The organism is Streptomyces sp. SYSU D01066-1, assembly GCF_054956795.1.
Genome location: NZ_JBUDHV010000006.1, coordinates 192,250 through 214,294 on the forward strand (window position 1 = coordinate 192,250; position 22,045 = coordinate 214,294).

19 protein-coding genes are annotated in these 22,045 nt (G+C 69.1%); 8 read left to right on the forward strand and 11 right to left on the reverse strand.

Annotated features, from left to right (window positions below):
• Positions 1-26 precede the first annotated feature (26 nt).
• The gene (locus tag ACY1JF_RS08790; RefSeq protein ID WP_462704429.1) at positions 27-716 is read right to left on the reverse strand and encodes an SDR family oxidoreductase; all 690 of its coding nucleotides are present in this window, start codon (positions 714-716) and stop codon (positions 27-29) included.
• 47 nt (positions 717-763) lie between these two features.
• Positions 764-1,303, reverse strand: coding sequence for an LOG family protein (locus ACY1JF_RS08795; protein WP_462704430.1), 540 nt, complete (start codon positions 1,301-1,303; stop codon positions 764-766).
• Positions 1,304-1,394: 91 nt separating this feature from the next.
• Here ACY1JF_RS08795 and ACY1JF_RS08800 point away from each other — a divergent pair, with 91 nt between their 5' ends.
• Both ACY1JF_RS08800 and ACY1JF_RS08805 read left to right on the forward strand, forming a co-directional pair.
• Entirely contained in the window at positions 1,395-1,718 is a 324-nt protein-coding gene (locus ACY1JF_RS08800) for a DUF427 domain-containing protein (protein ID WP_462704431.1), read from the forward strand.
• A 37-nt stretch (positions 1,719-1,755) separates the two neighbouring features.
• The gene (locus ACY1JF_RS08805) at positions 1,756-2,532 is read left to right on the forward strand and encodes an alpha/beta fold hydrolase (RefSeq protein ID WP_462704432.1); all 777 of its coding nucleotides are present in this window, start codon (positions 1,756-1,758) and stop codon (positions 2,530-2,532) included.
• A 34-nt stretch (positions 2,533-2,566) separates the two neighbouring features.
• Here ACY1JF_RS08805 and ACY1JF_RS08810 read toward each other — a convergent pair whose 3' ends face one another.
• From ACY1JF_RS08810 to ACY1JF_RS08820, 3 genes are all read right to left on the reverse strand, one after another.
• A complete protein-coding gene (locus ACY1JF_RS08810; protein WP_462704433.1) occupies positions 2,567-3,310 on the reverse strand; it encodes a M48 family metallopeptidase in 744 nt (247 codons plus the stop codon).
• Positions 3,311-3,363: 53 nt separating this feature from the next.
• Positions 3,364-6,939, reverse strand: a complete 3,576-nt coding sequence (locus ACY1JF_RS08815) for a type I restriction endonuclease subunit R (protein ID WP_462704434.1) — start codon at positions 6,937-6,939, stop codon at positions 3,364-3,366.
• A 224-nt stretch (positions 6,940-7,163) separates the two neighbouring features.
• The gene (locus ACY1JF_RS08820) at positions 7,164-7,730 is read right to left on the reverse strand and encodes an ATP-binding protein (protein WP_462704435.1); all 567 of its coding nucleotides are present in this window, start codon (positions 7,728-7,730) and stop codon (positions 7,164-7,166) included.
• Positions 7,731-8,077: 347 nt separating this feature from the next.
• Here ACY1JF_RS08820 and ACY1JF_RS08825 point away from each other — a divergent pair, with 347 nt between their 5' ends.
• Together ACY1JF_RS08825 and ACY1JF_RS08830 are read left to right on the forward strand one after the other, a co-directional pair.
• On the forward strand, positions 8,078-8,932 hold the full coding sequence (locus ACY1JF_RS08825) for a helix-turn-helix domain-containing protein (RefSeq protein ID WP_462704436.1): 855 nt from the start codon (positions 8,078-8,080) through the stop codon (positions 8,930-8,932).
• Positions 8,933-9,002: 70 nt separating this feature from the next.
• Positions 9,003-9,137: a hypothetical protein gene (locus ACY1JF_RS08830; protein WP_462704494.1), complete on the forward strand. Its 135-nt coding sequence runs from the start codon at positions 9,003-9,005 to the stop codon at positions 9,135-9,137.
• Here ACY1JF_RS08830 and ACY1JF_RS08835 read toward each other — a convergent pair.
• From ACY1JF_RS08835 to mnmA, 5 genes are all read right to left on the reverse strand, one after another.
• On the reverse strand, positions 9,110-10,339 hold the full coding sequence (locus ACY1JF_RS08835) for a restriction endonuclease subunit S (protein WP_462704437.1): 1,230 nt from the start codon (positions 10,337-10,339) through the stop codon (positions 9,110-9,112). The genes ACY1JF_RS08830 and ACY1JF_RS08835 overlap by 28 nt on opposite strands.
• A complete protein-coding gene (locus tag ACY1JF_RS08840; RefSeq protein WP_462704438.1) occupies positions 10,329-12,959 on the reverse strand; it encodes a type I restriction-modification system subunit M in 2,631 nt (876 codons plus the stop codon). The genes ACY1JF_RS08835 and ACY1JF_RS08840 overlap by 11 nt, the downstream gene beginning before the upstream one ends.
• Positions 12,960-13,065: 106 nt before the next feature.
• Entirely contained in the window at positions 13,066-13,902 is an 837-nt protein-coding gene (locus tag ACY1JF_RS08845) for an RloB family protein (protein WP_462704439.1), read from the reverse strand.
• The gene (locus ACY1JF_RS08850) at positions 13,899-15,179 is read right to left on the reverse strand and encodes an AAA family ATPase (protein WP_462704440.1); all 1,281 of its coding nucleotides are present in this window, start codon (positions 15,177-15,179) and stop codon (positions 13,899-13,901) included. Before ACY1JF_RS08850 ends, ACY1JF_RS08845 begins: the two co-directional genes overlap by 4 nt.
• Before the next feature lie 159 nt (positions 15,180-15,338).
• The gene (gene mnmA, locus ACY1JF_RS08855; RefSeq protein WP_462704441.1) at positions 15,339-16,475 is read right to left on the reverse strand and encodes a tRNA 2-thiouridine(34) synthase MnmA; all 1,137 of its coding nucleotides are present in this window, start codon (positions 16,473-16,475) and stop codon (positions 15,339-15,341) included.
• Positions 16,476-16,536: 61 nt separating this feature from the next.
• Between mnmA and ACY1JF_RS08860 the strand changes: the two genes are divergently transcribed.
• Complete coding sequence (locus ACY1JF_RS08860) at positions 16,537-17,253, forward strand: N-acetylmuramoyl-L-alanine amidase (RefSeq protein WP_462704442.1); 717 nt, start codon at positions 16,537-16,539, stop codon at positions 17,251-17,253.
• Between the two features lie 71 nt (positions 17,254-17,324).
• Positions 17,325-17,639, forward strand: coding sequence for a hypothetical protein (locus tag ACY1JF_RS08865; RefSeq protein ID WP_462704443.1), 315 nt, complete (start codon positions 17,325-17,327; stop codon positions 17,637-17,639).
• Positions 17,640-17,940: 301 nt separating this feature from the next.
• Here the strand turns inward: ACY1JF_RS08865 and ACY1JF_RS08870 are convergent, their stop codons facing one another.
• Complete coding sequence (locus ACY1JF_RS08870) at positions 17,941-19,035, reverse strand: hypothetical protein (protein ID WP_462704444.1); 1,095 nt, start codon at positions 19,033-19,035, stop codon at positions 17,941-17,943.
• Positions 19,036-19,452: 417 nt separating this feature from the next.
• On the opposite strand from ACY1JF_RS08870, the gene ACY1JF_RS08875 reads away from it, so the two are divergent.
• The gene (locus ACY1JF_RS08875) at positions 19,453-20,757 is read left to right on the forward strand and encodes a cytochrome P450 (protein WP_462704445.1); all 1,305 of its coding nucleotides are present in this window, start codon (positions 19,453-19,455) and stop codon (positions 20,755-20,757) included.
• Complete coding sequence (locus ACY1JF_RS08880; protein WP_462704446.1) at positions 20,744-22,042, forward strand: MFS transporter; 1,299 nt, start codon at positions 20,744-20,746, stop codon at positions 22,040-22,042. The genes ACY1JF_RS08875 and ACY1JF_RS08880 overlap by 14 nt, the downstream gene beginning before the upstream one ends.
• Positions 22,043-22,045: the final 3 nt, after the last annotated feature.

Consider the following 22,045-nt stretch of genomic DNA (forward strand, 5'->3'; position numbering starts at 1 on the left):
AGCCTACGGAACGTACGGCGTCCCGCTCACCGCCCGGGGCGCACCGTGAGGTCGTTGACCTCCGCGTCCCTGGGCAGGTCCAGGGCCATCACGACCGTGGTGGCGACCGACTCGGGGTCGATCCAGCGCGCCGGGTCGTACTCCTTGCCCTCCTGCTGGTGCACCTTGGCCTGCATGGGGCTGGCGGTGCGGCCGGGGTAGACGGAGGTGACCCTGACCCCGTTGGCGTGCTCCTCGTGGCGCAGGGAGTCGGCGAGGGCCTTCAGGCCGTGCTTGGAGGCGGCGTACGCGGCCCACTCGGCGTGGGCGTTGAGCCCGGAGCCGGAGTTCACGAAGATCACGTGCCCCTGGGCGGCGCGCAGCTGCGGCAGCATCAGGCGGGTCAGCTCGGCGGGTGCGACGAGGTTGACGTTGAGCTGGTGGCGCCAGGACTTCGGGGTCAGCTCCCCGACCGGGCCGAGGTCGACGACGCCGGCGATGTGCAGCAGGGAGTCGACCCGGTCCGGCAGCGACTGGTGGGACAGGGCCCAGGACAGCTTGTCGGGGTCGGCCAGGTCGCCGACCAGGGTGCGGGCGCCGGGGAAGGCGGCGGCCAGTTCCCTGGCGCGGCCCGCGTCGCGCGCGTGCAGCACGACGTCGTCCCCGCGCGCGTGCAGACGGCGGGCGACGGCCGCGCCGATGCCGGAGCCGGCTCCGGTGATCACATGTGTAGCCATGCCGCCATGCTCGCATCACCGCCGGACCGTTCCGCGCCCCGGTCGGCTCAGGCGACGCCCCGGCTCTCCTCCAGATAGGCCAGCGCGCCGACCGGCTCCTCGGCGAAGAACACCAGCTCGCCCAGGGGGCGCGGCAGGAACCCCTCGTCCTCCATCCGGCGGAACTGCTCCTTGAGCCCGTCGTAGAAGCCCGCGGTGTTGAGCAGGACGACCGGCTTGTCGGTGTGCCCGTGCTTCTTCAGCTCCAGGATCTCGGTCGCCTCGTCGAGCGTGCCGGTGCCGCCCACCATGATCACCACGGCGTCGGCCTTCTCCAGCAGCAGCCGCTTGCGCTCGGCCAGGTCCCGGGCGACGATCATCTCCTCGACGCCCTTGCGCGCCTTGCCGGCCAGGAACTCCACGGAGACCCCGCACAGGCGTCCCCCGGCCTCCTGCACGCCGTCGGCGACCACCTTCATCAGCCCGACGTCCGAGCCGCCCCACACCAGCGTGTGCCCGCCCTTGCCGAGCAGGGTGGCGAACTCCTTGGCGGGACGTGTGTAGCGCTCGTCGAGGTCGGCGGCGGAGAGGAAGACGCAGATGTTCATGGGGGCAACGGTACGGCTCCGTCCCGCCGGGGAAGAAGTCGCTTTCGCGGCGTGCTGTCACGAGGACACCGCCGGCCCGAGGAGGACGACCGTGACCACCGGACACCGCATCACCGTGGAGCCCAGCGACCGGCACGTGCGCGTGACGCGCGACGGGCAGGTCCTGGCCGAGAGCGACGAGGCCCTGCTCCTGCGGGAGACGGGCTGCCCCGACCGCTACTACATCCCCTCGCTCGACGTACGCGTGGACCTGCTGACCCCGTCCCGCACGACCACCCACTGCCCCTTCAAGGGCGACGCCGTCTACTGGTCGCTGCCGGACGCGCCGGACTCCGTCTGGGCGTACCCGGACCCCGCGGAGGAGGTGCGGCAGATCAAGGACCACCTGTGCTTCTACGACGTGGAGGTGTCGTGACCGGTTGACCGCGCGCGGTAGGGCAACCTGCACAGGCATGGAGAAGACACAGTCACGCGACGGCACCCCGATCGCCCACACCCGCACCGGGACGGGCCCCGCGCTCGTCCTGGTCAGCGGCGCCCTGTCGACGGGCGCCACGCTCGCGCCCCTGGCCGCCGCCCTCTCGGACCGCTTCGAGGTCCTGGTGTACGACCGCCGGGGCCGCGGCGAGAGCGGCGACACGCCGCCCTACGCCGTCGACCGCGAGGTCGAGGACCTGGCGGCGCTGCTCGGGGCGCTGGGCGGCGAGGCGTGCCTGTACGGCGTCTCGTCCGGCGGCGCGCTGGTGCTGCGGGCCGCGGCGAGCGGGCTGCCGGTGCGGCGGGCGGCGGTCTACGAGGTGCCGTACGCGATGGACGACGCCGCCGTCGCGGCCCGCGCGGAGTACGCCGGGCGGCTGACTCAGGCGCTGCGCGCCGGCCGGCGCGGGGACGCGGTGGAGCTCTTCCTGCGCCACACCGGCCTGGGCGAGGACGTCATCGGCAGGGCCCGCCAGTCCCCCCTGTGGGCGGGCCTGGAGTCGGTCGCGCCGAGCCTGGCGTACGACGACGCGGTCCTGGGCGACGGGCGTCCACCGCGCGAGGCGCTGGCCGCGATCGACGTGCCGGTGCTGGCCCTGGCGGGCGGCGTGGGCACGGCGTCGATGCGCGCGGCGGCCCGGGAGATCGCCCAGACGGTGCCTCACGGCCGGTACGGCGAGCTGGAGGGCCAGAGCCACATGGTGGAACCGGGGGTGCTGGCGCCGGTGCTGGCGGAGTTCTTCGCGGGCTGAACAGCGGCACAGAGCTGCGGGAGCGAGGCCGGCGTCACCTCACCGCGCCTCGCCACAGTCCCGGTTCCCGCTCGGTGAAACGGTGCTCGCGCTCGTCGGCGTCCGGCAGAGTGCGCCGGACCAGCCCGCGGAACGCGGCACCGTGCCCGGGCGTCCGCAGGTGGCAGAGTTCGTGCACGAGGACGAGGTCGACCAGCGCGGCGGGCAACTGCAGGACGGCCCAGTGCACCGTGATCGTGCCGTCAGGGGCGCAGGCGCCCCATCGGAGACCGAGGTCGCGCACCTCCAGCGCCTTCGGTGAGACGCCGATCATTCCGGCGTACGAGGGCGCGCGTACGGCGAGCCACCGGCTGCCGCACGCCTGGTACCACTCGGCGATGGCCCGCCCGCCGGCCCGGCGGCGGACGGGCCGGGGCAGTTCGAGCCAGCCCTGGTTCAGGCGCACGCGCCGCCCCTCGCCCGCCGGGACGATCCGCAACCGGTGCCGACGGCCCAGATAGGCGAAGCTCGTCCCGTCCACCAGTTCCTTGACCTGTTCGGCGGGACGCCGACGCCTGCGCCGCACCTCGTCCGCGAGCCGGGGCAGGCGGGACCGTACGGCGTCGGCCACCTCGCGGGGATCGGCGTCCGGCGGTACGGCGAAGCGCACGCCGCCGTCGGGAGCGACGTCGATGCCCAGGGTCCGGCGCCGGGGCCGGACGACGATTTCCCACTCCCACTCGGCGGGGAGCGGCAGGGCGGCGATCGCCTGCTGGACGGGGTGGGCGGGGCCGGTCACCCGCCATTCCTACCATCACGCGGAACCGCCCAGGTGACGGCGGTCCGTGGTGATCAGTCGGTCCGGCCCCGGTAGCGCAGGAAGTCGGCGTGCCGGTTGCGGGCGAGTTCCACCAGGTCCCCGGCGAGCGAGCCGACCCGCGCCCAGTCCATGATGTGCAGGTCCTTCTCCAGGTAGACGCGCAAGGTCCGTCGCACCCTGATCTGGGTGTCCACGAGCACGACGAAGTCCGGGGAGCCGACGAGCCGGGCGATTTTGGCAGTAAGGTCGCGGGACCCTTGGACGAGGTCCACTCCCTCCGGTGTCCCGGTCTCCTCGAACGCCTCCTTCAGCAACCCGTAGACCGGCTGCTCGGTCCACCGGTCGAGATCGCGCACGCGGCCGTCCCCGGTGTCCGGGCCGTGGTCGTCGCCCTCGGCCGCGACCACGTCACCCACCAGGGCCGCGAGCGCGGCGGCGGCCTCCTCGAAGTCGTCGCTCATCCGGCGGACGATCTCTTCCAGCCGGTCGCTGAACCGCTGGTAGAGCGTGCGGTCGGAGCCCAGACGGGCGTCGATGTGCAGCCGGAGCCTGCTGCGCATGTAGTCGGTCCTGGCCCTCGGATCCGGGGTGGCGCCCACCTTCTCCATGAAGTCCGCCGCCGTCAGCTCGACCGGCGGTACGCGTTCCTCGATGCCCGAGACCCGCAGGTGGCGGGAGATGAGCCGGCGCACCTTGGCGCCGTAGCGGCGCGGGCTGAAGTCGTCGCGTCCGTCCAGGTAGCGCTGCCGGGCCAGGTACTGGATCTCACCCAGCAGCCTGGCCTCGGTCTCGTACTTCAGCGCGGCGGGCCTCGGCAGTACGGCGTTGAGCGCGGTCAGGAAGTCGCGGACGAGTTCGTCGAACTCGCCCAGCAGCAGGGGGTCGGCGAGCGCGGCGAGCAGGTCGTCGCGCTGCCGCTGGTCGGCGAGCGAGGTGACACCCCGGTCCGCGAGGAGCTCGGTGATCTGCTTGCGCAGGTCGGCCAGCCGATTGTCGGCGGCGGCCTCGGTCTCCAGCCACATCCGGTCGCGGACCGGCTGGTCTCCCGCGTAGTCCGGCTCCAGGTGGTCGAGGGACAGGTTCTCGTAGCCGTACACGGCGCGCAGGTGGGCCTCGTCGTACTCGGCCAGGGAACGGGCGAGTTCGGGCCCGACACCGATGTAGTCGACGATCTGGCCCCATTCCTTGTGCGGGTAGAGGCGGTTGGTGCGGGCCACCGCCTGGAGCAGTCCGACACCGGAGAGCGGGCAGTCGAGGTAGAGGACCTGCTCGGCGGGGGCGTCGAAGCCGGTGAGGAGCATGGACTGGACGACCAGGAAGGCCATCGGTTCGTCGTCCTCGCTCTGCGTCGTATCGGCCCGGGCGCCGGGCCGGTCGGCATGCCACGGGTCGCCCGACGTGCCAGGGTTCTCGGGATACGCGGCGCCCTCGGGTCGGCCGTGCGTCCTGGCCTCCCACGAGGGATCGTCCGCGGCGGCACGCGGATCACCGAGTCCCCGTTTGAAACGCTCGATGTACGCGTCCTGCCGGGATTTCGCCGTCCAGGTCTTCCAGTCCTCCGGGTCCGGTTTCTGCCCCGAGGACGCCTGGGAGATGACCACCGCGGCGTCGATGGAGCGGAGCAGGGCCCGGTGGGGCAGCAGGTCCAGCAGTTCCCGCTCTTCGGGGGCGGCCGTGTCGTAGCCGTTCGGGTCGTACACCAAGTCGCGGTCGAGCGCGTCGAGTTCCGCCACGAGGCGGGTCCGGGCGGCGAGCAGCGCGTCGCGGTAGCGGACGGCCGCCTTGCGGGACACGGTCACCACCTGTGCGCCGAACCGGTCGGGCAGCGCGGTGCGCGCCCAGTGGCGCAGCATGTGCTCGGCCTTGTCCGCGATCACCGACGGCGTTTCGAGGACTTCCTTCTTGCGGGCGAACTTCCGCAGGACCCGTTCCCGCTGCTTCGGGTCGGCCGGCACCTCCACGTCGAAGGACGCGTCCAGGACGGCCTTCTCGATGACCTCCAGGCGCACGTTGTGGGCCTCGTAGCGCACGGGGACGACGGCCCGGTCGGTCTCGGCGTCGCGCAGGGTGTAGGTGTCGGTGAAGTCGCCGAAGATGTCCTCGGTGGTCTTCCGTGCCTTGCTGAGGATGGGGGTTCCGGTGAAGCCGACCAGTACGGCGTTCGGCAGCATGGCGCGCAGCCGGGCGTGCTGCCAGGCGAGGTGCCCCCGGTGTGCCTCGTCGACCAGGACGACAATGTCGTGTCCCGGGTTGGCGACGTGGTTGTGCACCTGGTCCTGCTCGTCCGGCGTCTCGGCGAGCTTCTCCTCGCGGCCGTCCCAGGCGCTGTCGTCCCGGCGTGCCTTCTGGAGCATCACCAGGGTGACGTCGGGGACGTCGACGGCGAGGTACTGGCGGGCCTGCGGGACCGAGCCGGAGCGGTAGATCTTCTCCTCGGCGGCGGCGAGGCTGCGCCGGATCTGCTTCTCCAGGTCGATGCGGTCGGTGACCACGACGACCTTGTGTCCGCGCAGGTCGCGGGTGCTCCTGAGGTGGCGGACGAGGAAGGCCATGGTGAGGCTCTTGCCGGAACCCTGGGTGTGCCAGACGACCCCGCCGCGCTGGTGCACGTCCTTGCCCGCGTCGATGGCCCTGCGGCGCTCGCGGAGCGTCGCGGCGATCGCGTGGACGGCCCGGAACTGCTGGAAGCGGCCGACGGCCTTCACGGTGCGTGAACCGTGCCGGGTCTCGGTCGTGAAGTCCCTGACGAGGGTGAGGAGGTGGGCCGGCCGCAGGACGCCGGCGACCAGCGTCTGCTGCGCCGAGAGCTCCCGGTCCTGCGGGACCCCGGTCTCCGCCCTGACCTCCGCCTCCCGGGCGGGGGCCACGGTCCGCCAGGGCGCGAAGTGCTTCGCCTCGGCGGTGACGGTGCCGAGTTCGGCGTGCGTCCAGTCGGTGCCGACGAGCAGCTGCGCGAAGCGGGTGAACTCGGCCACGGGAGCGGTGGCGTCCGTGCCCGCGTAGGCGATGACCTCCATGACGGCCTGGTCGAGGGCGAAGCGCGCGTCCTTGCGGCTGCTGGTCACGGGCGCCTTGCACTCGACGACCACCCAGGGCAGGCCGTTGACGAACAGCACCAGGTCGGGGGTGGCGGCCGCGGCGCCGGGGCGTTCCACCCGGAACTGGGAGACGGCCAGGAAGTCGTTGCCGTCCTCGAACCGCCCGTCCCAGTCGACGAGCCGGACGTGCTCGGGGTCGCCCTTGGTCCAGCCGGGGATCGTCCGGGCGGGAACGCCCTCGCGCAGCAGCCGGGTGACTTCCAGGTTCGCGGTGACGCCCCGCCCTGCCGCGCCCTGGCCGGGGACGGTGCCGCGGACACGGGCGAGGATGTGATCGAGCTGCTGGGCGGTGAGCCAGGACGTCCCGTCCTGCGGACGGACGTTGATCCGGGCCACGGCGTTGCGGAACCGGTCCGCGTAGACGACATCGGTGAACGACCTGCGCCCGGAGTCCTCGGGCCGGGTGGCCGGCTGCCCCGGGGGCGCGCCCCGCAGGTGCCCCCACCCCATGGCCTCCAACTGCTCGATCAGCGGCCGTTCGACCTTCACGTACTCCGGCTGTTCCGCCACCGGCACCCCTCGCCCCGCCCGTCGCCGTACGCACCGCCCACACCGTCGTGAACAGAGGTGCGGATCACCCTACCGGTGCGGGAGGTTGACGTCAGGAGGAGCGTGAGCGAGGTGGTAGGGCCGGCCAACCGGCTGGTGGGCGTGGACTGGGCGTTCGTGAAACCGTGAACACTCGCCGGGCGAGTGTTCACGGTTTCCGAAGGGTGGTCCGGGGCCGGCCTCGTTCAGGCCGCGAGCACCGGCAGTCCGGGCGGTCTCGGCGCGCTACCGCCGCTACCGCCGTCGTCGGGCGGCGGATCTCCTCCGCCGAGCACCAGCTCGAACCAGACGACCTTGCCGCCCACTCCGAACAGCGACTCCCCGAGACCGCACCCGCCCCACGCGTCGGCCAGCAGGTCGAGGATCAGCAGCCCCCGTCCGCACTCGGCCTCCGGCCCGCCCTGCACCAGCGGCAGCGGGAACACGGGGCAGGTGTCCATCACGCTGACCCGCAGCACCGGGTTCGTCCAGCGCAGGCGCACGGTGGCGGGCCCGAGCGAGTAGCGGACGGCGTTGGTGGTCAGCTCGGAGGTGAGCAGTTCCGCCCGGTCGGTGAACTCCCCCAGCCCGTGCGCGCCGAGCACGGCCTTGAGCGTCGTACGGGCGATGGCCGGCCCACGGGGATCGCGGGGGAAGTGCAGTTCGTACTCCCAGGGTTCGGTGAAGGGAATGAGGGGCGGGCTGGGGATGACGTGGTCGTCCCGGTGCGGCGGTTCGGGGGTCTGCTCGTGCTCCGGTTCCGCGTTCTTCACGCGTCACCTCCTTGTGCGTGTGCAGGTTCGCGGTGCGACGGTCACGGTTTCGGCTTGTTGGGGTCGGGTCGGTGTGGTGTCCCGTACGGCGCCACCCACGGCATGGACCGAGTCCGTGGCGTCCGGCGGTGGCCTGCCGCCGGCTCCATATCTCGTTGGGCCGGGGAAGGGAGTGGGGCGGGCGGTGCGCTTCCACCGGGTGGGCAGCAAGCGGCATGGCTCACACAGTAAATCCACTCGACTCACATATGAGCCAGATTTCACGAATGAGTGAATCAAGTACCTGCTCACTAGACCGCAATAGGCGGACCTGACAGACTGCGTCGCGCTCGTACGAGAGAGGATTCATGGCGCCACGAAACTCACCGACCGGCCGACAGCGGCGTCTGGCCACGGAACTGCGTCGCTTGCGCGAACAGGCAGGCATCTCCATCCAGGAGGCCGCCTCGATGCTCGGCGCGGACCGCACGATGGTGTCCAACATCGAGGCCGGACGGACAACGGTCAGCAGCGACCGCGTACGCCAACTCGCCTGCCATTACCAGTGCCCGGACGAAGGGCTCGTGGAGGCCCTTGCCTCGATCGCGGACACCAGACGCGTCCGTCACTGGTGGGATGAGTACCGGGGCAAGCTGCCCGAAGGCCACCTCGACGTCTCTGAAGTGGAGCACTACGCCACCCGCATCCGCACCGCGCAGACCGTACACCTACCTGGATTGCTCCAGATCGAGGAGCACGCGCGGGCGATCTTCGAGTTCACAGTGCCAAAACTCCCCCGCCTCGACGTGGAACTGCGCGTTGCACACCGCATGGGCAGACAGACCATCCTCTCCGGCGACAGCCCGAAACCGTACGTCGGCATCATTCACGAGGCCGCTCTCCGGCTGCAGTTCGGAGGCCGAGAGGTCGCACGCAAGCAGCTGAACCACTTGGCCGACGCGGCTGACCGTCCTCACATCACTCTGCTGGTGATCCCGTTCAGCGCCGGCGCTTTCCATGGAGCCGGACAGTCCGTCCTCTACGCCGAGGGCTCTGTACCACAGTTGGACACCGTCCAGCTCGACACAGCCCTTGGCGCCAACTTCGTGGATGCCCCGACGCCACTGGCGAACTATCGTTCGCTGTTGGACCTGATGGAACGAACGGCGCTGTCACCTGACGCATCCCAGAAGCTCATCCGTTCCATCGCACGCGAACTGTGAGAGGACTGGAACGGTGACCGCACTGGACTGGAAGCGTTCGTCATTCTGCGGTGGAGGCGGCAACAACTGCGTGGAAGTCGCCATCTCCGACGAGGACGGCGACGTAGCGATACGGAACAGCACCCGTCCGCAGTTGGTCATCAGAACTAGCCGCGCCGCATTCGCCGCCCTTGTCACTCAACTACAGGACGTATCACCGCATTGACCGGTAATGGCCCTGCCACTCAGAAGGTCTTCCAGAATTCCGCGCTGGATCACGCGGAGCTTGGACAACTGGCGGTCCACCGCAGCAACACGAGACCGAATCGAACGGATCGGGCCGAGTAGTTTCTCCTGCTCGGTGATCGACGGCACCGGGACCGGCATGTGTTTCACCTGAGTGGAATTAATGGACGCGAGGTTCGTCGTCTGCTTACCGACTCGCTGAAAATAGGCGCGGCCATCATCTGATGACGCGTACAACGAGAGGAAGTCCGGCGACATCTCCTTTCCGCACCGCACCCGGAAGACGTGATTCTGATGCAAACATTGGTCGATACGCCCATCCCAAACCGCGCCTCGACCCAGCTTGTCCAGATCTCCGCCTTCCGTCAGGAGTAGGTCACCCTTGCGTAGTGCGAAGCGCTCATATTGCGAGCGGAGAATGCGTACTCGCTTCAGGTCGGCCGTGTCGATCCTTCCGTCCAGCACGTTCGCGACACGCAAGTAGGGTAGCTCTACGGTCCCTTCTCCGACCGGTTCGGACCCCAATGTCACGCCAGCAGCGACCGTAGCGATCGACTCCAAGCGAGCAATCGGCCAACGTGAGTCCACGTTGGCGAATACTTCAGCAGCCAGAGCGGCCTCAGTGACCCCAAATTTGGTCCGTACACGCTCCAGCTCCGCAATCCGCCGCTCCACCGCCGCATGAGCAGCGACGATGCCCCGCTGCTCTGACATCGATGGTACGCCGATCTCCAACTCCTGGAGCCGCTCCGTATCCAAGCGTCCCGTACCATGGCTGGTCTCCTCCACCATGGCCAGAATTTCCGGCGTACAGGCCTGCACAGCATGGGCGAGGAAATGCGGGTCGATTCCGTCGGCCACGACGATTGCCTTGCAGTCCTGGCCGAAAGCAACCTGCCGTTCGGTGACACCGATCCGGAACTCTGACTTCAGGCTCATCCCCCGGACCACGAAAAGGACGGTGCCCCTGTCGACCAGGCGCGAGCCGTTGCCCGCACCGAGCGGTGTCACACGGCGATCCGAGCGGTCGATGCGGAATTCCTTCAAGCTGGCCGCGCTGATCCAAGGGATGTCTCCATCCCAATAAGCGTTGTTCGCGGTGCTGGGGGTCCCGCCTGACAGCCACTTCCCGGCCTCCGCGAGCGGCACCCGCCTCCAGCCGTCAGGCCATTCACCGCTCATAACCCAGCTCCTTCAGCCACGCCCCGAACTCCTCCGCCGCACCGTCGCTGTCCGCCTCCAGCTCCACCAGCGACACCGCGTACTTCTCGGCCCAGCGGCGGAAGGCCGCGACCAGTTCGCGGCGGCCCGCAGCCGACATCGCGTCCAGGCGAGTGGAGATGCCCTCACCGAGGACCTCAAGGACGACGCGCTGTCCGCCGTCCTCGGCCTTGGCCATCTCGGCCGCCGCCTTCAGCTCCGGCAGGAGCTTCGCATCCAAGGCCGACCGGCGCTTCGAGGCCGCCGTGCGCTCCTTGCGGCGTTGAGTGACCGCCTTCTCCAAGGCGGCGATCTCCTCCGGGTCGACCGGCTCACGTGCCGGATCCTCCGCCTCGGAGGCCTCCTCCTCATCGCCGTCCGCGTCCGACGTCGCAGTCCCCTGCGCCTCCGCCAGCCGGGCCACCGCCTCCTTGTACGCCGCGTCCGCCTCCACCAGCGCCGCGTCCGCGCGGGCGACCTCCGTCAGGAACTCGGGGATGAGGAATCGTACGACCGACTCGTCCAGCGCGCGGCGCTTGTCCGCCGTGGTGACCGTGGACTTGGACCGGCCCCGGCGTGGCCGTCCGCCCTCGTTCTCCTCCTTGTCGGGGACGACCGGGTTGACCATGGTCTCCACGGTCTCCACCCAGCCGTCGAGCACCCGCTCGTAGCCTCCGGCCGCCAGCGCCTTCACGTCGTACCGCGCGGACGCCCACCAGTCGGCGACGATCCCGTCCGTCTCGTACCGGTCCAGGATCCCGACCGGCTCGATCGCCGCCCGGAAGCCGGCGACCAGCCGCTCCCGCAACCGCATCGGCTGCCGGTCCACGCTCAGGTTCGAGAAGTGCTCGGCCTGCTCGGCCCACCACTTCTCGTACGCCTCGCCCAGCTCGCGTTCCTTCGCCGCCGCGAGGCCCGGAATGCGCTCGGCCGTGGCGTCCGGACCCTCCGGCAGGAAGTCGACGTAGTCCTCGTCCTCCGCCCGCGCAGCGAAGAGCGACGGCAGGTCCACCCCGTAGGCCTCGAAGGCCTCCTTCTTCGCGTCGATCTCCGCCTTCGGCACGCCCCCGTACAAGTGCGCGCGCACGTCCTGCGGCTCCGCGGCCGGCGAGTTGTCGACCCAGCGGCGGATGTTGAGGTTGCAGTCGGCGGCCAGCAGGTCGTCCCTGCTGACGATGCGCGCGTAACCGTCGATCGGGGTCCAGTCGCGGTAGACCGTGACGATCTTCTCGACGTGTTCGGGGCCGAGGACGTTCTGGTTCTTGCCCGGCCGGTACTCGCGGTCGGCGTTGATGAAGAGGACGTTGCCCTGCCGGTCGCCGTGCTTGCGGTGCGGCTTGCGCAGGATCAGGATGCAGGCCGGAATGCCGGTGCCGTAGAAGAGGTTCGGGCCGAGGCCGATCACCGCCTCGACGCAGTCGTCCTTCAGTAGTTCCCTGCGGATGTCGCGTTCCTTGCCGCCCCGGAACAGCACTCCGTGCGGCATGACGGTGGCGGCGACGCCGTCGTGCTCCAGCACGGAGATCATGTGCTGGACGAACATCAGGTCGGCCTTCTTGCCCGTCTCCGGCGCCCAGCCCCACTTCATCCGGGTCCCGTGCGCCTCCTCGGCCTTCTCCACCTCGTACTTGTCGTAGGGGAGGGAGAAGGGCGGGTTCGACAGCACCTTGGTGAAGGTCCGCAGCCGCTTGCTGCCGTCCGGCCGCCAGTGCAGCGGCTCGGTGAGGGTGTCGCCGAGCACCAGATCGAACTCGTGGATGCCGTGCAGCACCATGTTCATGCTGGCCATGGACCAGGACGGGCCGTTCTTGTCCTGCCCGTTGACGGACAGGAGCTGCGGGTCCCCACCGTGTTCCTCGACGTGTTCCCGTGCGGCGATCAGCATGCCGCCCGAGCCCGCGCACGGGTCGTAGACCGACTCCCCTTCCTTGGGATCCACGAGCCGGACCATCATCCGTACGACCTCGCGCGGGGTGTAGAACTCGCCGCCGCGCTGCCCCGCCGAGTCCGCGAAGCGGGCGAGCAGGTACTCGTACGCGGCGCCGAGCATGTCCGGGAACTCGAAGTCCTCGTTGCGCAGCCGGTACAGGCTGAAGTGCCGGATGAGGGCGCGCAGTTCGACCGTGGTGAAACGGGACTTGGTGCCGACCGTGTCGTTGAAGGAGATGTGGGAGGTGACGCCGGCCAGCCGTTCGTTGGAGCCGGTGAGTGCCGCCAGCGCCTGGTCCAGTCCCTCGCCCACCCGCTCGGTGAGGCCGGAGATGCCGGGCTCCGGCTCCGGGACCGGGGCTCCCGCCTCCAGCGGCTCGTGGTACTTGTGGGGCCCCTTCCACCAGCGTGCCTTCTGGGGCACGTAGAAGACCCGGGGGTAGCTCTCGGGATCGTTGGCGCGGGCGAGGGCGTCCTTCTCGTCCCTGCCCGGCTTCTCGAGCTCCGCGTGGTAGATCCGCTCCCACTCCGGCTGGAACTCGTCCGAGGAACGCTTCAGGAAGAGCATCCCGAAGATGTAGTCCCGGTACTCGGAGGCGTCCATGCGGCCGCGCAGGATGTCCGCGGCCGAGAACAGATGCCGTTCGAGCTGGGGCAGGGTCAGTCGGGCCACGGACCGGTCCTTCGTGCGCCGTCGGGATTCAGGAGAACCCCGGCAGCCTAGTCCGGCCGGTCGGCCCGCGGGAAATCGCCCGTCGGGCCGGGGCCGGTTCCCGGCCTCACCGGGCCGGCGTCTCGTCCTCGACGATCCCCAGGTGGACGAGCAGCCGCCAGACGTCCGAGGACGGGTCGCGCTTGAGCGGGTCGCAGTTCTCGGCGTGGCCGGTGCGGCGGGTCCACTCCTCGTAGCTCTCGGTACGCGGCCCGGGAATCGGGGAGTGGACGAGGCCGCGGGCCGAGCACGTACCGTGCGAGCACAGGCTCACGAGTTTGCGGGCATTGCGGACGGCGTCCTTCTCCCGTCCCAGGAGCGACTGGCCGCGCTGGTCGTCGAGGCCCTTTCCACGGTCGCCCGAGGCCTTGTCGTACTCCGCGAAACCCTTGGCGTCCCGGTGCTCGCGCAGCCGGCGCAGGACGGTGTCGTTCACGCCTCCCTCCTGGCTGGTGAACTGCTGGAAGTGCAGCAGCAGCCACAGCTCGAAGGAGGGGTGGGAGAGCGCCACCTGGACGCCCTGCTGGGCGGCCTTGCGCATCGCGTCGGGGATGTCCTGGTCCCGGTTGTCCTGCGTGTCGCGGTCGAAGAGCGCCCACTTCTCGTCCGCCGGGTCGGAGGCGGACTCGATCACCTTCTTCACGACCTCGGTGGGGCGCAGTCCGTTCCTGGCCCCGTGGAATTTGAGCAGGAACTTCTCCCGTTCGCCGTAGGTCTTGTTCAGCAGCGCGATGTAGTCCCGTTCGGTCTTGTCGCCCTCCGCGGCGATGTAGACCACCCGGCGGGACTCGTCCCCGTAGGACTGGGGCGGCCTGCGCAGCGACCTGGTCTCGTCGGCGTCACGGCGGCGCCGGCGGCCTCGTGGCTGGTTCCGGTTCTGGCGGTCCTGTTGTCCCTTGCTCACGCTGTTGCCCGCAGCCCCTCTTCGATGAGTGCGATCTGCCGTGCGATCTCGCCGCTGGTGAGGCGTGGGACGCCACCGTAGTGGCCGTGGAGGTAGCGGCGTTCGAGGTTGTCGTCACGGCGGGCCTTGCGGGCCGCCGTGATCGGGTAGAGCCGGGACTCGCCGGTGGCGTTCTTGAGGGCGATCCACACCTGGTCGCGGTCGAGCGGCCGCTCCACCACGGAGGGGCCCAGCAGGGTCGCGTCGTGCGTGGTGAAGACCAGCTGCGCGGTGCGCGGGTTGGCCTCCTCGTCCTGGAAGAGGCGGAGGACCTCCGCGGCGAGGATCGGGTGGAGGCTGGAGTCGAGTTCGTCGGCGAGGAGCACCCCGCCCTGTTCCAGGACCTGGAAGAGGGGCCCCAGGAAGGCGAACCAGGCGTGGGTGCCCAGGGACTCCTGGTCCCAGAAGTCCAGGGGGCGGGGAGTGCCGTCGGCGCTGCGGTGCAGGAGCTGCACCTCGCCGCTCTCGGGGTCCAGGGTCAGCTCGGTGATCCCCAGATCCGCCGCGGCCAGCAGCGCGCCGATGCGTCGGCGCAGCTCCGCGCCGTTCTTCCGGTCGGTGAGCCGCTTGCGGGTCCATTCCGTCCGGTGCGGAACGTCTCCTCCCGACGTCACCAGCCAGAGGTTGTCGACGAACCAGCGGTGCACGGCCGAGAGCGCCGGGTGATTGAGCGTGGCTCCGACCGTCAGGAACAGGGCGTCGGGGCGGGTGGCCGAGACGATCATGTCCTTGTGGCCCTTCAGTCCGTTGCCGGGGAAGCGGAACTCGCCGCCCTCGTCGTCCGGGCGGTCCGCCTCGCGGTCGAACCACACCTGGCGCCGACCGGACGGGTAGGCGTGCAGCCACTCGGCTTCCACACGGTCGTCGGACAGCTCGAAGCCGTAGGTGTAACGGACGGGCTGCTTGCCGAGGAGGAGGTCCACCTCGAAGAGGCTGGTCTCCTCCTGTGCTTCCGAGGCGAGCTCGAACGGCTCCCGTGGCACTCCGGGCCGCTTGCCCCAGTCCGCGAAGGACTCCAGCACCGCCCTGCGCATGAAGCGCAGGGCGTTCAGGACGTTGCTCTTGCCGGAGGCGTTGGCCCCGAAGATGCCGACTGCCGGGAGCACGGACACCGGTCTGCCCTCGGAGCGGGCACCGGTCCGCCGGGCGGTGCTTTCGTTGAGCTCGGTGGCCACGAGGGAGAGTTCGGTCTCCTCCCGGATGGACCTGTGGTTGGCCACCCGAAAACTGAGCAGCACGGCCGACCTCCAGACGAGGCGGGTACCTGATTCGCCGCCTTAGGCTTCTACGTGCGGGTAATCCGCACGATCGAGCCTAAAGCGGCTTCTCGGGATACGCCAGAGCTCGTCATCGAACGTTGACCGCACTCTTTCCGCACCGGGCCCGAAGCCACGGCTTCAGGCCACGCCGGCCGTCGCCCGCGTGGTCGCCGCGATCGTCGCCGAGCCCACCACGCGCGTGCCGTCGTACAGGACGATCGCCTGGCCGGGGGCCACCCCGCGGACCGGCTGCTCGAAGACGACCTCCAGCGCGCCGTCGACCACCTCGGCGCGCACCGGGGTCTCCTCGCCGTGGGCGCGCAGCTGGGCCGTGTAGGTGCCGGGGGCGCTGGGGGCGGCGCCGCACCAGCGGGGCCTGATCGCGCGCAGGGCGTTCACGTCGAGGGCGTCGGCGGGGCCGACCGTCACCGTGTTGGTCACCGGGGAGATGTCCAGGACGTAGCGCGGCTTGCCGTCGGGGGCGGGGGTGCCGATGCGCAGGCCCTTGCGCTGGCCGATGGTGTAGCCGTACGCGCCCTCGTGGGTGCCCAGCTTGTTGCCGGCCTCGTCGACGATGTCGCCCTCGGCGCGGCCGAGGCGGCCGGCGAGGAAGCCCCGGGTGTCGCCGTCGGCGATGAAGCAGATGTCGTGGGAGTCGGGCTTCTTGGCGACGGCGAGGCCGCGGCGCTCGGCCTCCGCGCGGATCTCGTCCTTGGTGGTGACCGTGTCGCCGAGCGGGAACATCGCGTGCGCGAGCTGGCGGTCGTCCAGGACGCCGAGGACGTAGGACTGGTCCTTGGCCAGGTCGGAGGCGCGGTGCAGTTCGCGGGTGCCGTCGTCGTTGACCAGGACCTTCGCGTAGTGGCCGGTGCAGACCGCGTCGAAGCCGAGCGCCAGGGCCTTGTCGAGGAGGGCGGCGAACTTGATCTTCTCGTTGCAGCGCAGGCAGGGGTTGGGGGTGCGGCCGGCCTCGTACTCGGCGACGAAGTCCTCGACGACGTCCTCGCGGAAGCGGTCGGCGAGGTCCCACACGTAGAAGGGGATGCCGATGACGTCCGCGGCGCGGCGGGCGTCGCGGGAGTCCTCGATGGTGCAGCAGCCCCGCGCGCCCGTGCGGAAGGACTGGGGGTTCGCGGAGAGCGCGAGGTGGACACCGGTCACGTCGTGCCCGGCCTCGGCGGCGCGGGCGGCGGCGACGGCGGAGTCGACTCCGCCGGACATGGCGGCGAGGACACGGAGAGGGCGGCGGGTGCGCTGCGGAGTGTCGTCAGTCATAACCCTTCCAGAGTACGGGTGCCGCGGGAACCGGAGCGCGCGGACAGGCGTTCTCGATCACATGGAGGCGAACAGCCGATCCACGAGCGGATCGCCGAAGGACACCGACCGGCGCATCGGCAGGCGCGCGCTGATCGTCGGCGGCGCGGTGACGGCCGTGGGCGCCGCGGTGCTGGCCCGTGACGAGCTGGGGCGGCTGTGGTGGCGGGTGCCCGGCGTGGACAGACCGCGCGAGAACGGGGTGGTCGACTACCGGGGCGCGCGGTGGGTGGCGGCGGCGGACGCGAACTGGCGGCGGGCGGACCGGCCCGAGGACTACGCCATAGACATGGTGATCGTCCACGTCACGCAGGGCAGTTTCGACGGCGCGGTCAGCGCGTTCCAGAATCCGGACCACCAGGCCGCCTCGCACTACATCGTGGGCCAGGACGGGCGGATCACCCAGATGATCCGCGAGCTGGACGTGGCGTACCACGCGGGCAACCGGGAGTACAACGAGCGCAGCGTCGGCATCGAGCACGCCGGGTTCGTGGACCGGCCGCAGGACTTCACGGACGCGATGTACGAGGCGTCGGCGCGGCTGACGGCACAGATATGCGCACGGTACGAGATACCCGTGGACCGCGAGCACGTCATCGGGCACGTGGAGGTGCCGGGGACCGACCACACCGATCCGGGGCCCCACTGGGACTGGGAGCGGTACATGAAGCTGGTGCGGCGGGCGGCCACCGCGCCGCCGTCGGACACGCCCTCGCCGTCGAGCAGTTCGTCGGCCTGAGAGGGTTCTTCCGCATCGATCGCTGGGATCAGTTCGGCTTGCGGGAGGAGCTACGCCCCGCGCAAGAGCCGGTGGACAACCTCAATGCGGCGAATGCCGTGCAGGGGACGGGCTACTGCGGTGGCGGGCGGTACAGGGGAACGTTGTGGCAGGCGACCGAGCGTGAGCTGCGGCCCGTTCCGCAGGAGCTTCACGGCAACCTTTTTGCGCCGGCGGAGCGCCTGGCGACGGGCGCGATCACCTCCGCCGCCGGTACGTTTGCCCACCTCGGCCAAGCCGTCACCACTTGGCAAGCCGTCCTCGGCCAGCCCTTCTGGTGTCCGTTCGAAGCGGCATCGGGGGACAGCCTCGGCCTCATCCCCGGCAAGGGGAGGAGGCCGAGGTGATCAGCGTTGTGATCGTGGTTCGTGGAGTCCGGGTGGGACGTGGGAGGCTGATCCGTATCCGTGCCTCGAGGGGCGTCGCCGGGACAGAGCGGTGAGTGCACCGGCTGCGACTATGGAGCTGGCGTCATCGGCGTCCACGCGGCCCCCGAGAAGCAGGCCGGCGGGAAAGATGCGGGAGACAGGGATGTCTGGCCCTGCGTCGGCGGAACACAGACCGGTCGGGCTTCAACGGCACGGGAGCCCGGTGCGTTGCGAACACCGTCCCCCTCACCCGTTCAGCGACGAAATGCCCACTGACTTCTCATTCGTCCTTCCTGGCCGAGGACACGGCATCGGCGACTGCACCGTCAATGGTCCCGGAAGGAATTTTGTTGGCGTCTCCCAGCCGTGCACGTATCAGGTAGCCGAGCTGGAAGCGGCTTTCGGCTCGGAAGATTTCCATGATTTCCGCGATGTGCTTGCGGCATGTACGTAAGGACATTCCCAACCGGCGGGCGATCACCTCGTCCTTCATGCCCTCGGTGAGAAGGCGAACGATCGCCTGCTTCGCCTCCGTACTGATGACGGGTGTCCCGAAGTGGCCGGGATTGAAGGGCGTGGCTTGCGCCCATAACTGCTCGAAAGCGGCGCGAAGGTAACCCACGGTGGAGGGATCGCGGACGACGACTGTCCCGCTGGCGTCATCGTGGTGAGGAATGAAAGCGATCTTTTTATCCACGATGACCGTCCTCTCGAATGTCTCCGGCAGTGTGCGGACCTGGGCGCCGGTCGAAGCAAGGTGCTTGATGTATTGCTGTGTTGCAACCTCGTGACGGGCGGCGTGCCGATAAAGAGTGCGTATCTGCACACCCCGCCGAATGGCAGTTGATTCGCGTTCATTTGCGCGTTCCAGTGATCCCACTGAACTCGCTCGACTGGCGTCGCATGCGAGTATTTCCTGCTCTGCGCGGGTCACCGCGTTGTCGATGAGTTCAATGGTGGCCTTTTCGCCGCGAACTTCCTCGACGAGAGCTTCGTGGCGCTGCTCCTGTTGCATCTCTGCATAGAGGGAGCCAAGTGATGCGAATTCTGCCCGCAACTCCTCGACGCGCGCCACCTGCGCGTGCAGCGATCTCTCGACGGGGGTGAGCGTAACCGCCGCCGCGGTATCGGGGGGGACGGGAGCCAGCCACCCGTCCCGACCTGGCTGCCGCCTCAGCAGGTGCCTGGCGATAAGTTGATCGGCCGCTTCTCGCACTACTTCCACCGGCAGGTTGAGCTGACGGGCTGCCGGTTCGATCCTCAGGAATCCTTGCCGAGCTCCCAACCGGAAGACTTCGATCTCCGCTTCACCCAGCTGCTTCATGTCCTCTATGGGATGATTTTCCATCTCTTGCCCCCAGGGAAGATGCTGCATGCAGCATAGTGCAAGTCGATCACTCTGGACGGGGATCATGTGCGTTCGGCAGCCTTTAAGCGCACCACGGGCTCCCGGAAAATCCAGGAGTCACATTGCGCCGTTGTTCAGCAATGACGGCCTTTACCTAGAAGGGTGACGACGATGGCCAAGCTCAAGACCTTCTCGTACGCGATTGCCCGCCGCACCAAGATGACGGCCCTGGCCGGCTTCTACAAGTACTGATAAAGCAGGCCGCACCGCCGGCCATACTGCTTCCTTGGGCCGGGGCAAGGCGCTATCCCGCCCCGGCCCAAGGGCCAGACGTCTCATACTCCAGGGGGGAAGCCGATGATCCGACCGCCAGGTCCGCTTGGTGAACGCCTCGCCGGCAACGGTCCGGCCTACGAGCAAGACCGCCTCGGTTTCATGGTACGGATGTCGGAGAAGTTTGGCGCCGTCTGGTCGTTCGATCGCCATATCGTCGTCGCTGCCGATCCCGCTCTGGCAGGAGAGGTCCTGCTGCGCACCAACACCGACTTCGGGGCGGAGGTCGATTTTCTCCACCGTAAGCAGAAGGACGATGCCGAGACCCGGCGACAGTGGGCGTCGTCACGAGCGGCTCGCATGCGCGCCATGCGTCCCACTGCCATGCAAGCGCAGGTTCCGATGATGGCTGCCGAGATAAGTGGCGGTATCTCGGGATGGGGTACGGGCGATGTCGACGTGGTCGACCGCATGCGAGCGGTGACTGCCAGGGTGGGAGCGCTGTTCTGTCTCTCTGCGGACGCTCACCTGGTGGCCGGTCTGGTGCGGGAGCTCTTCGACGCCCTCACGCCGGTTGTCAGCAGCACCATGCCCTTGCCCCTCTGGCTGCCTACGCCGCGCCATCGGCGCGTCATGCGGGCGAACCGTCAGGTGGAGGGAGTCATCGGACACGTGATCAACCGTCGACGGGAAGAAGCACGAGACGGAACGCACGACCTGCTCGATGTGCTGATGCGACCCACCGCCCGCCACGGTGACCTGCCCGAAGCGATCATCAGGGAGACAGTGGCGGCCACGTTGCTGGCGGCGGAGAACACCTCAGCCGCGGGGTTCGGATGGATCGTTCACGAGCTTTCGCAGAATCCTGAAGTACAGGAGAAAGTCGCCCAGGAAGCCGCAGCGGTTCTCCCCGATCCCGCATCCATCTCCCACACCCACTGCAGCCGGCTCGCCTTCACGACAAGGGTGGTCAAAGAAGCACTGCGCCTGTGGCCGCCGAACTGGATGATGGCCCGCCACGTGCTTCACAAGACGACGCTCGGCGGGTACACCCTGGAGCGCGGCACCAAGGTGATGGTCCCCGCGTACGTCATTCAACGCGATGCCCGCTGGTTCCCCGAACCCGAACGCTTCGACCCGGACCGCTGGCTGCCCGACGGTTCCGCAACCGCTGCTCCACCGAACGCGTATCTGCCCTTCGGCGCGGGGCCGCTGATCTGCATGGGGATGTCGTGGAGTCTCATCGAGATGACACTTGCCACAGCTCTTCTGGCCCGATCCTTCCGTATTTCGCAGCCGCCGGGCGCGAAGGTGGTTCCCGATCCGTCACGCGGGCTCGCCCCGATCGGCCTGACGGTACGGCTGGACGCCCGCCCGACGGCCGAACGTCTCTTTCCATCAGCAACTCACCCCGCTCCCGTCAATACTCCTGCTGCTGATGTGAGGATGTGCCCGGTAACCGATGGCATCGAGTAATGAACCGGTGGCCACATACGGCCAACTGCTGCGCAATCGCGAGTTCAGCGGACTTTTCGCTGCGCACACCGTGTCCATTCTGGGCGATGTCCTGACCAAGGTGGCCCTGTCGGTCCTCATCTACGACCGCACTGACTCCGCTCTCCTCACCGCGGTCACGTACGCGTTCGGCTTCTTGCCTCAAGTCTTTACGGCGGCGTTGGCCTCGGCCGTGGTCGATCTGGTGCCGGCACGGCGCCTGATGCTGATCGGTGACCTCGGCCGATTGGTCTGTGTTCTGGCGATGACAGTGCCAGGCATGCCTGTCCCCGTACTGCTCCTCCTGGTGGCCGTATCCGGCGCGTTGGCACCGCTGTTCCGTGCCGTCCGGCAGGTTCTGCTGCCCGACATTATCGGTATGAACGGCTATGCGCTGGGCCGCTCCATGTTCTCGGGCACCGTTCAGATCGGCCAGACACTCGGCTTCGGCCTGGGGGGAATGCTGCTGCTCGTTTTCACGCCACGCGCCGCGTTACTTATGGACGCGGCGACGTTCGCGTTCTCCATCGCGGCAGTCGCCCTGCTGGTGCGACCGAGGCCAGCAGCCGCGGTCGAGCGGCTCGCTCACCCCTCGGGAATCATGCTCGCGACCATCCAGGGCAACCGTTCGATCCTTGGTGATTCCGAACTGCGCCGCCTTCTGCTTCTGCAGTGGGTACCGACAGCCTTCTTCGTACTGCCGGAAGGACTTGCCGCGCCGTACGCGGCGCACCTGGACGGAGGCCCCGAGGCGGTGGGCCTCCTCCTGGCCTTCCCTGCGGTCGGCACAGTGATCGGCGAGGCCGTGGTTGCGCGATTCCTAGGGCCTCAAGCGCGCACCAGGTGGGTTCCGGCACTCGTCCTCGTCGCCGTGACGCCTCTGCTGTTCTTCGTCTTCGCGCCGTCGCTCCCCATGGCGCTGGCTCTGCTCTTCGTCAGCGGTGCGGGAACGGCCTTCGCAGTCCCCTTGGACCAACTCTTCATCGAGCGGGTGCCCGCCTCGCTCCGCGGCCGCGCCATGACGCTCACCGGTGCGGGATCAATCGCCACGCAGGGCGCAGGCCTGGCCCTGGGCGGGGTGCTGGCCGACTGGATACCCATGCACTTGGTGTTCGCCGGTGCAGGCATGGCCGCATTGACGGCGGCGGTGTTCACCGGACGGAAGCGACCCTGGCGGCCGGCACGGACGCCTCCCACGCCCGAGTCCGACCTCGGGACCACACTCTCGAGCTGCCCTCATCAGTCAACCCCCACCGCCGAAAGGTAGGAC

Excerpts from the sequence above, each read along its gene's own strand:
- ACY1JF_RS08790 (WP_462704429.1), bottom strand. The coding sequence starts at position 716 with ATGGCTACACATGTGATCACCGGAGCCGGCTCCGGCATCGGCGCGGCC.
- ACY1JF_RS08825 (WP_462704436.1), top strand. The coding sequence starts at position 8,078 with ATGGCGCCACGAAACTCACCGACCGGCCGACAGCGGCGTCTGGCCACG.
- ACY1JF_RS08870 (WP_462704444.1), bottom strand. The coding sequence starts at position 19,035 with ATGCAGCATCTTCCCTGGGGGCAAGAGATGGAAAATCATCCCATAGAG.
- ACY1JF_RS08835 (WP_462704437.1), bottom strand. The coding sequence starts at position 10,339 with ATGAGCGGTGAATGGCCTGACGGCTGGAGGCGGGTGCCGCTCGCGGAG.
- ACY1JF_RS08795 (WP_462704430.1), bottom strand. The coding sequence starts at position 1,303 with ATGAACATCTGCGTCTTCCTCTCCGCCGCCGACCTCGACGAGCGCTAC.
- ACY1JF_RS08805 (WP_462704432.1), top strand. The coding sequence starts at position 1,756 with ATGGAGAAGACACAGTCACGCGACGGCACCCCGATCGCCCACACCCGC.
- ACY1JF_RS08860 (WP_462704442.1), top strand. The coding sequence starts at position 16,537 with ATGGAGGCGAACAGCCGATCCACGAGCGGATCGCCGAAGGACACCGAC.
- ACY1JF_RS08880 (WP_462704446.1), top strand. The coding sequence starts at position 20,744 with ATGGCATCGAGTAATGAACCGGTGGCCACATACGGCCAACTGCTGCGC.
- ACY1JF_RS08875 (WP_462704445.1), top strand. The coding sequence starts at position 19,453 with ATGTCGGAGAAGTTTGGCGCCGTCTGGTCGTTCGATCGCCATATCGTC.
- mnmA (WP_462704441.1), bottom strand. The coding sequence starts at position 16,475 with ATGACTGACGACACTCCGCAGCGCACCCGCCGCCCTCTCCGTGTCCTC.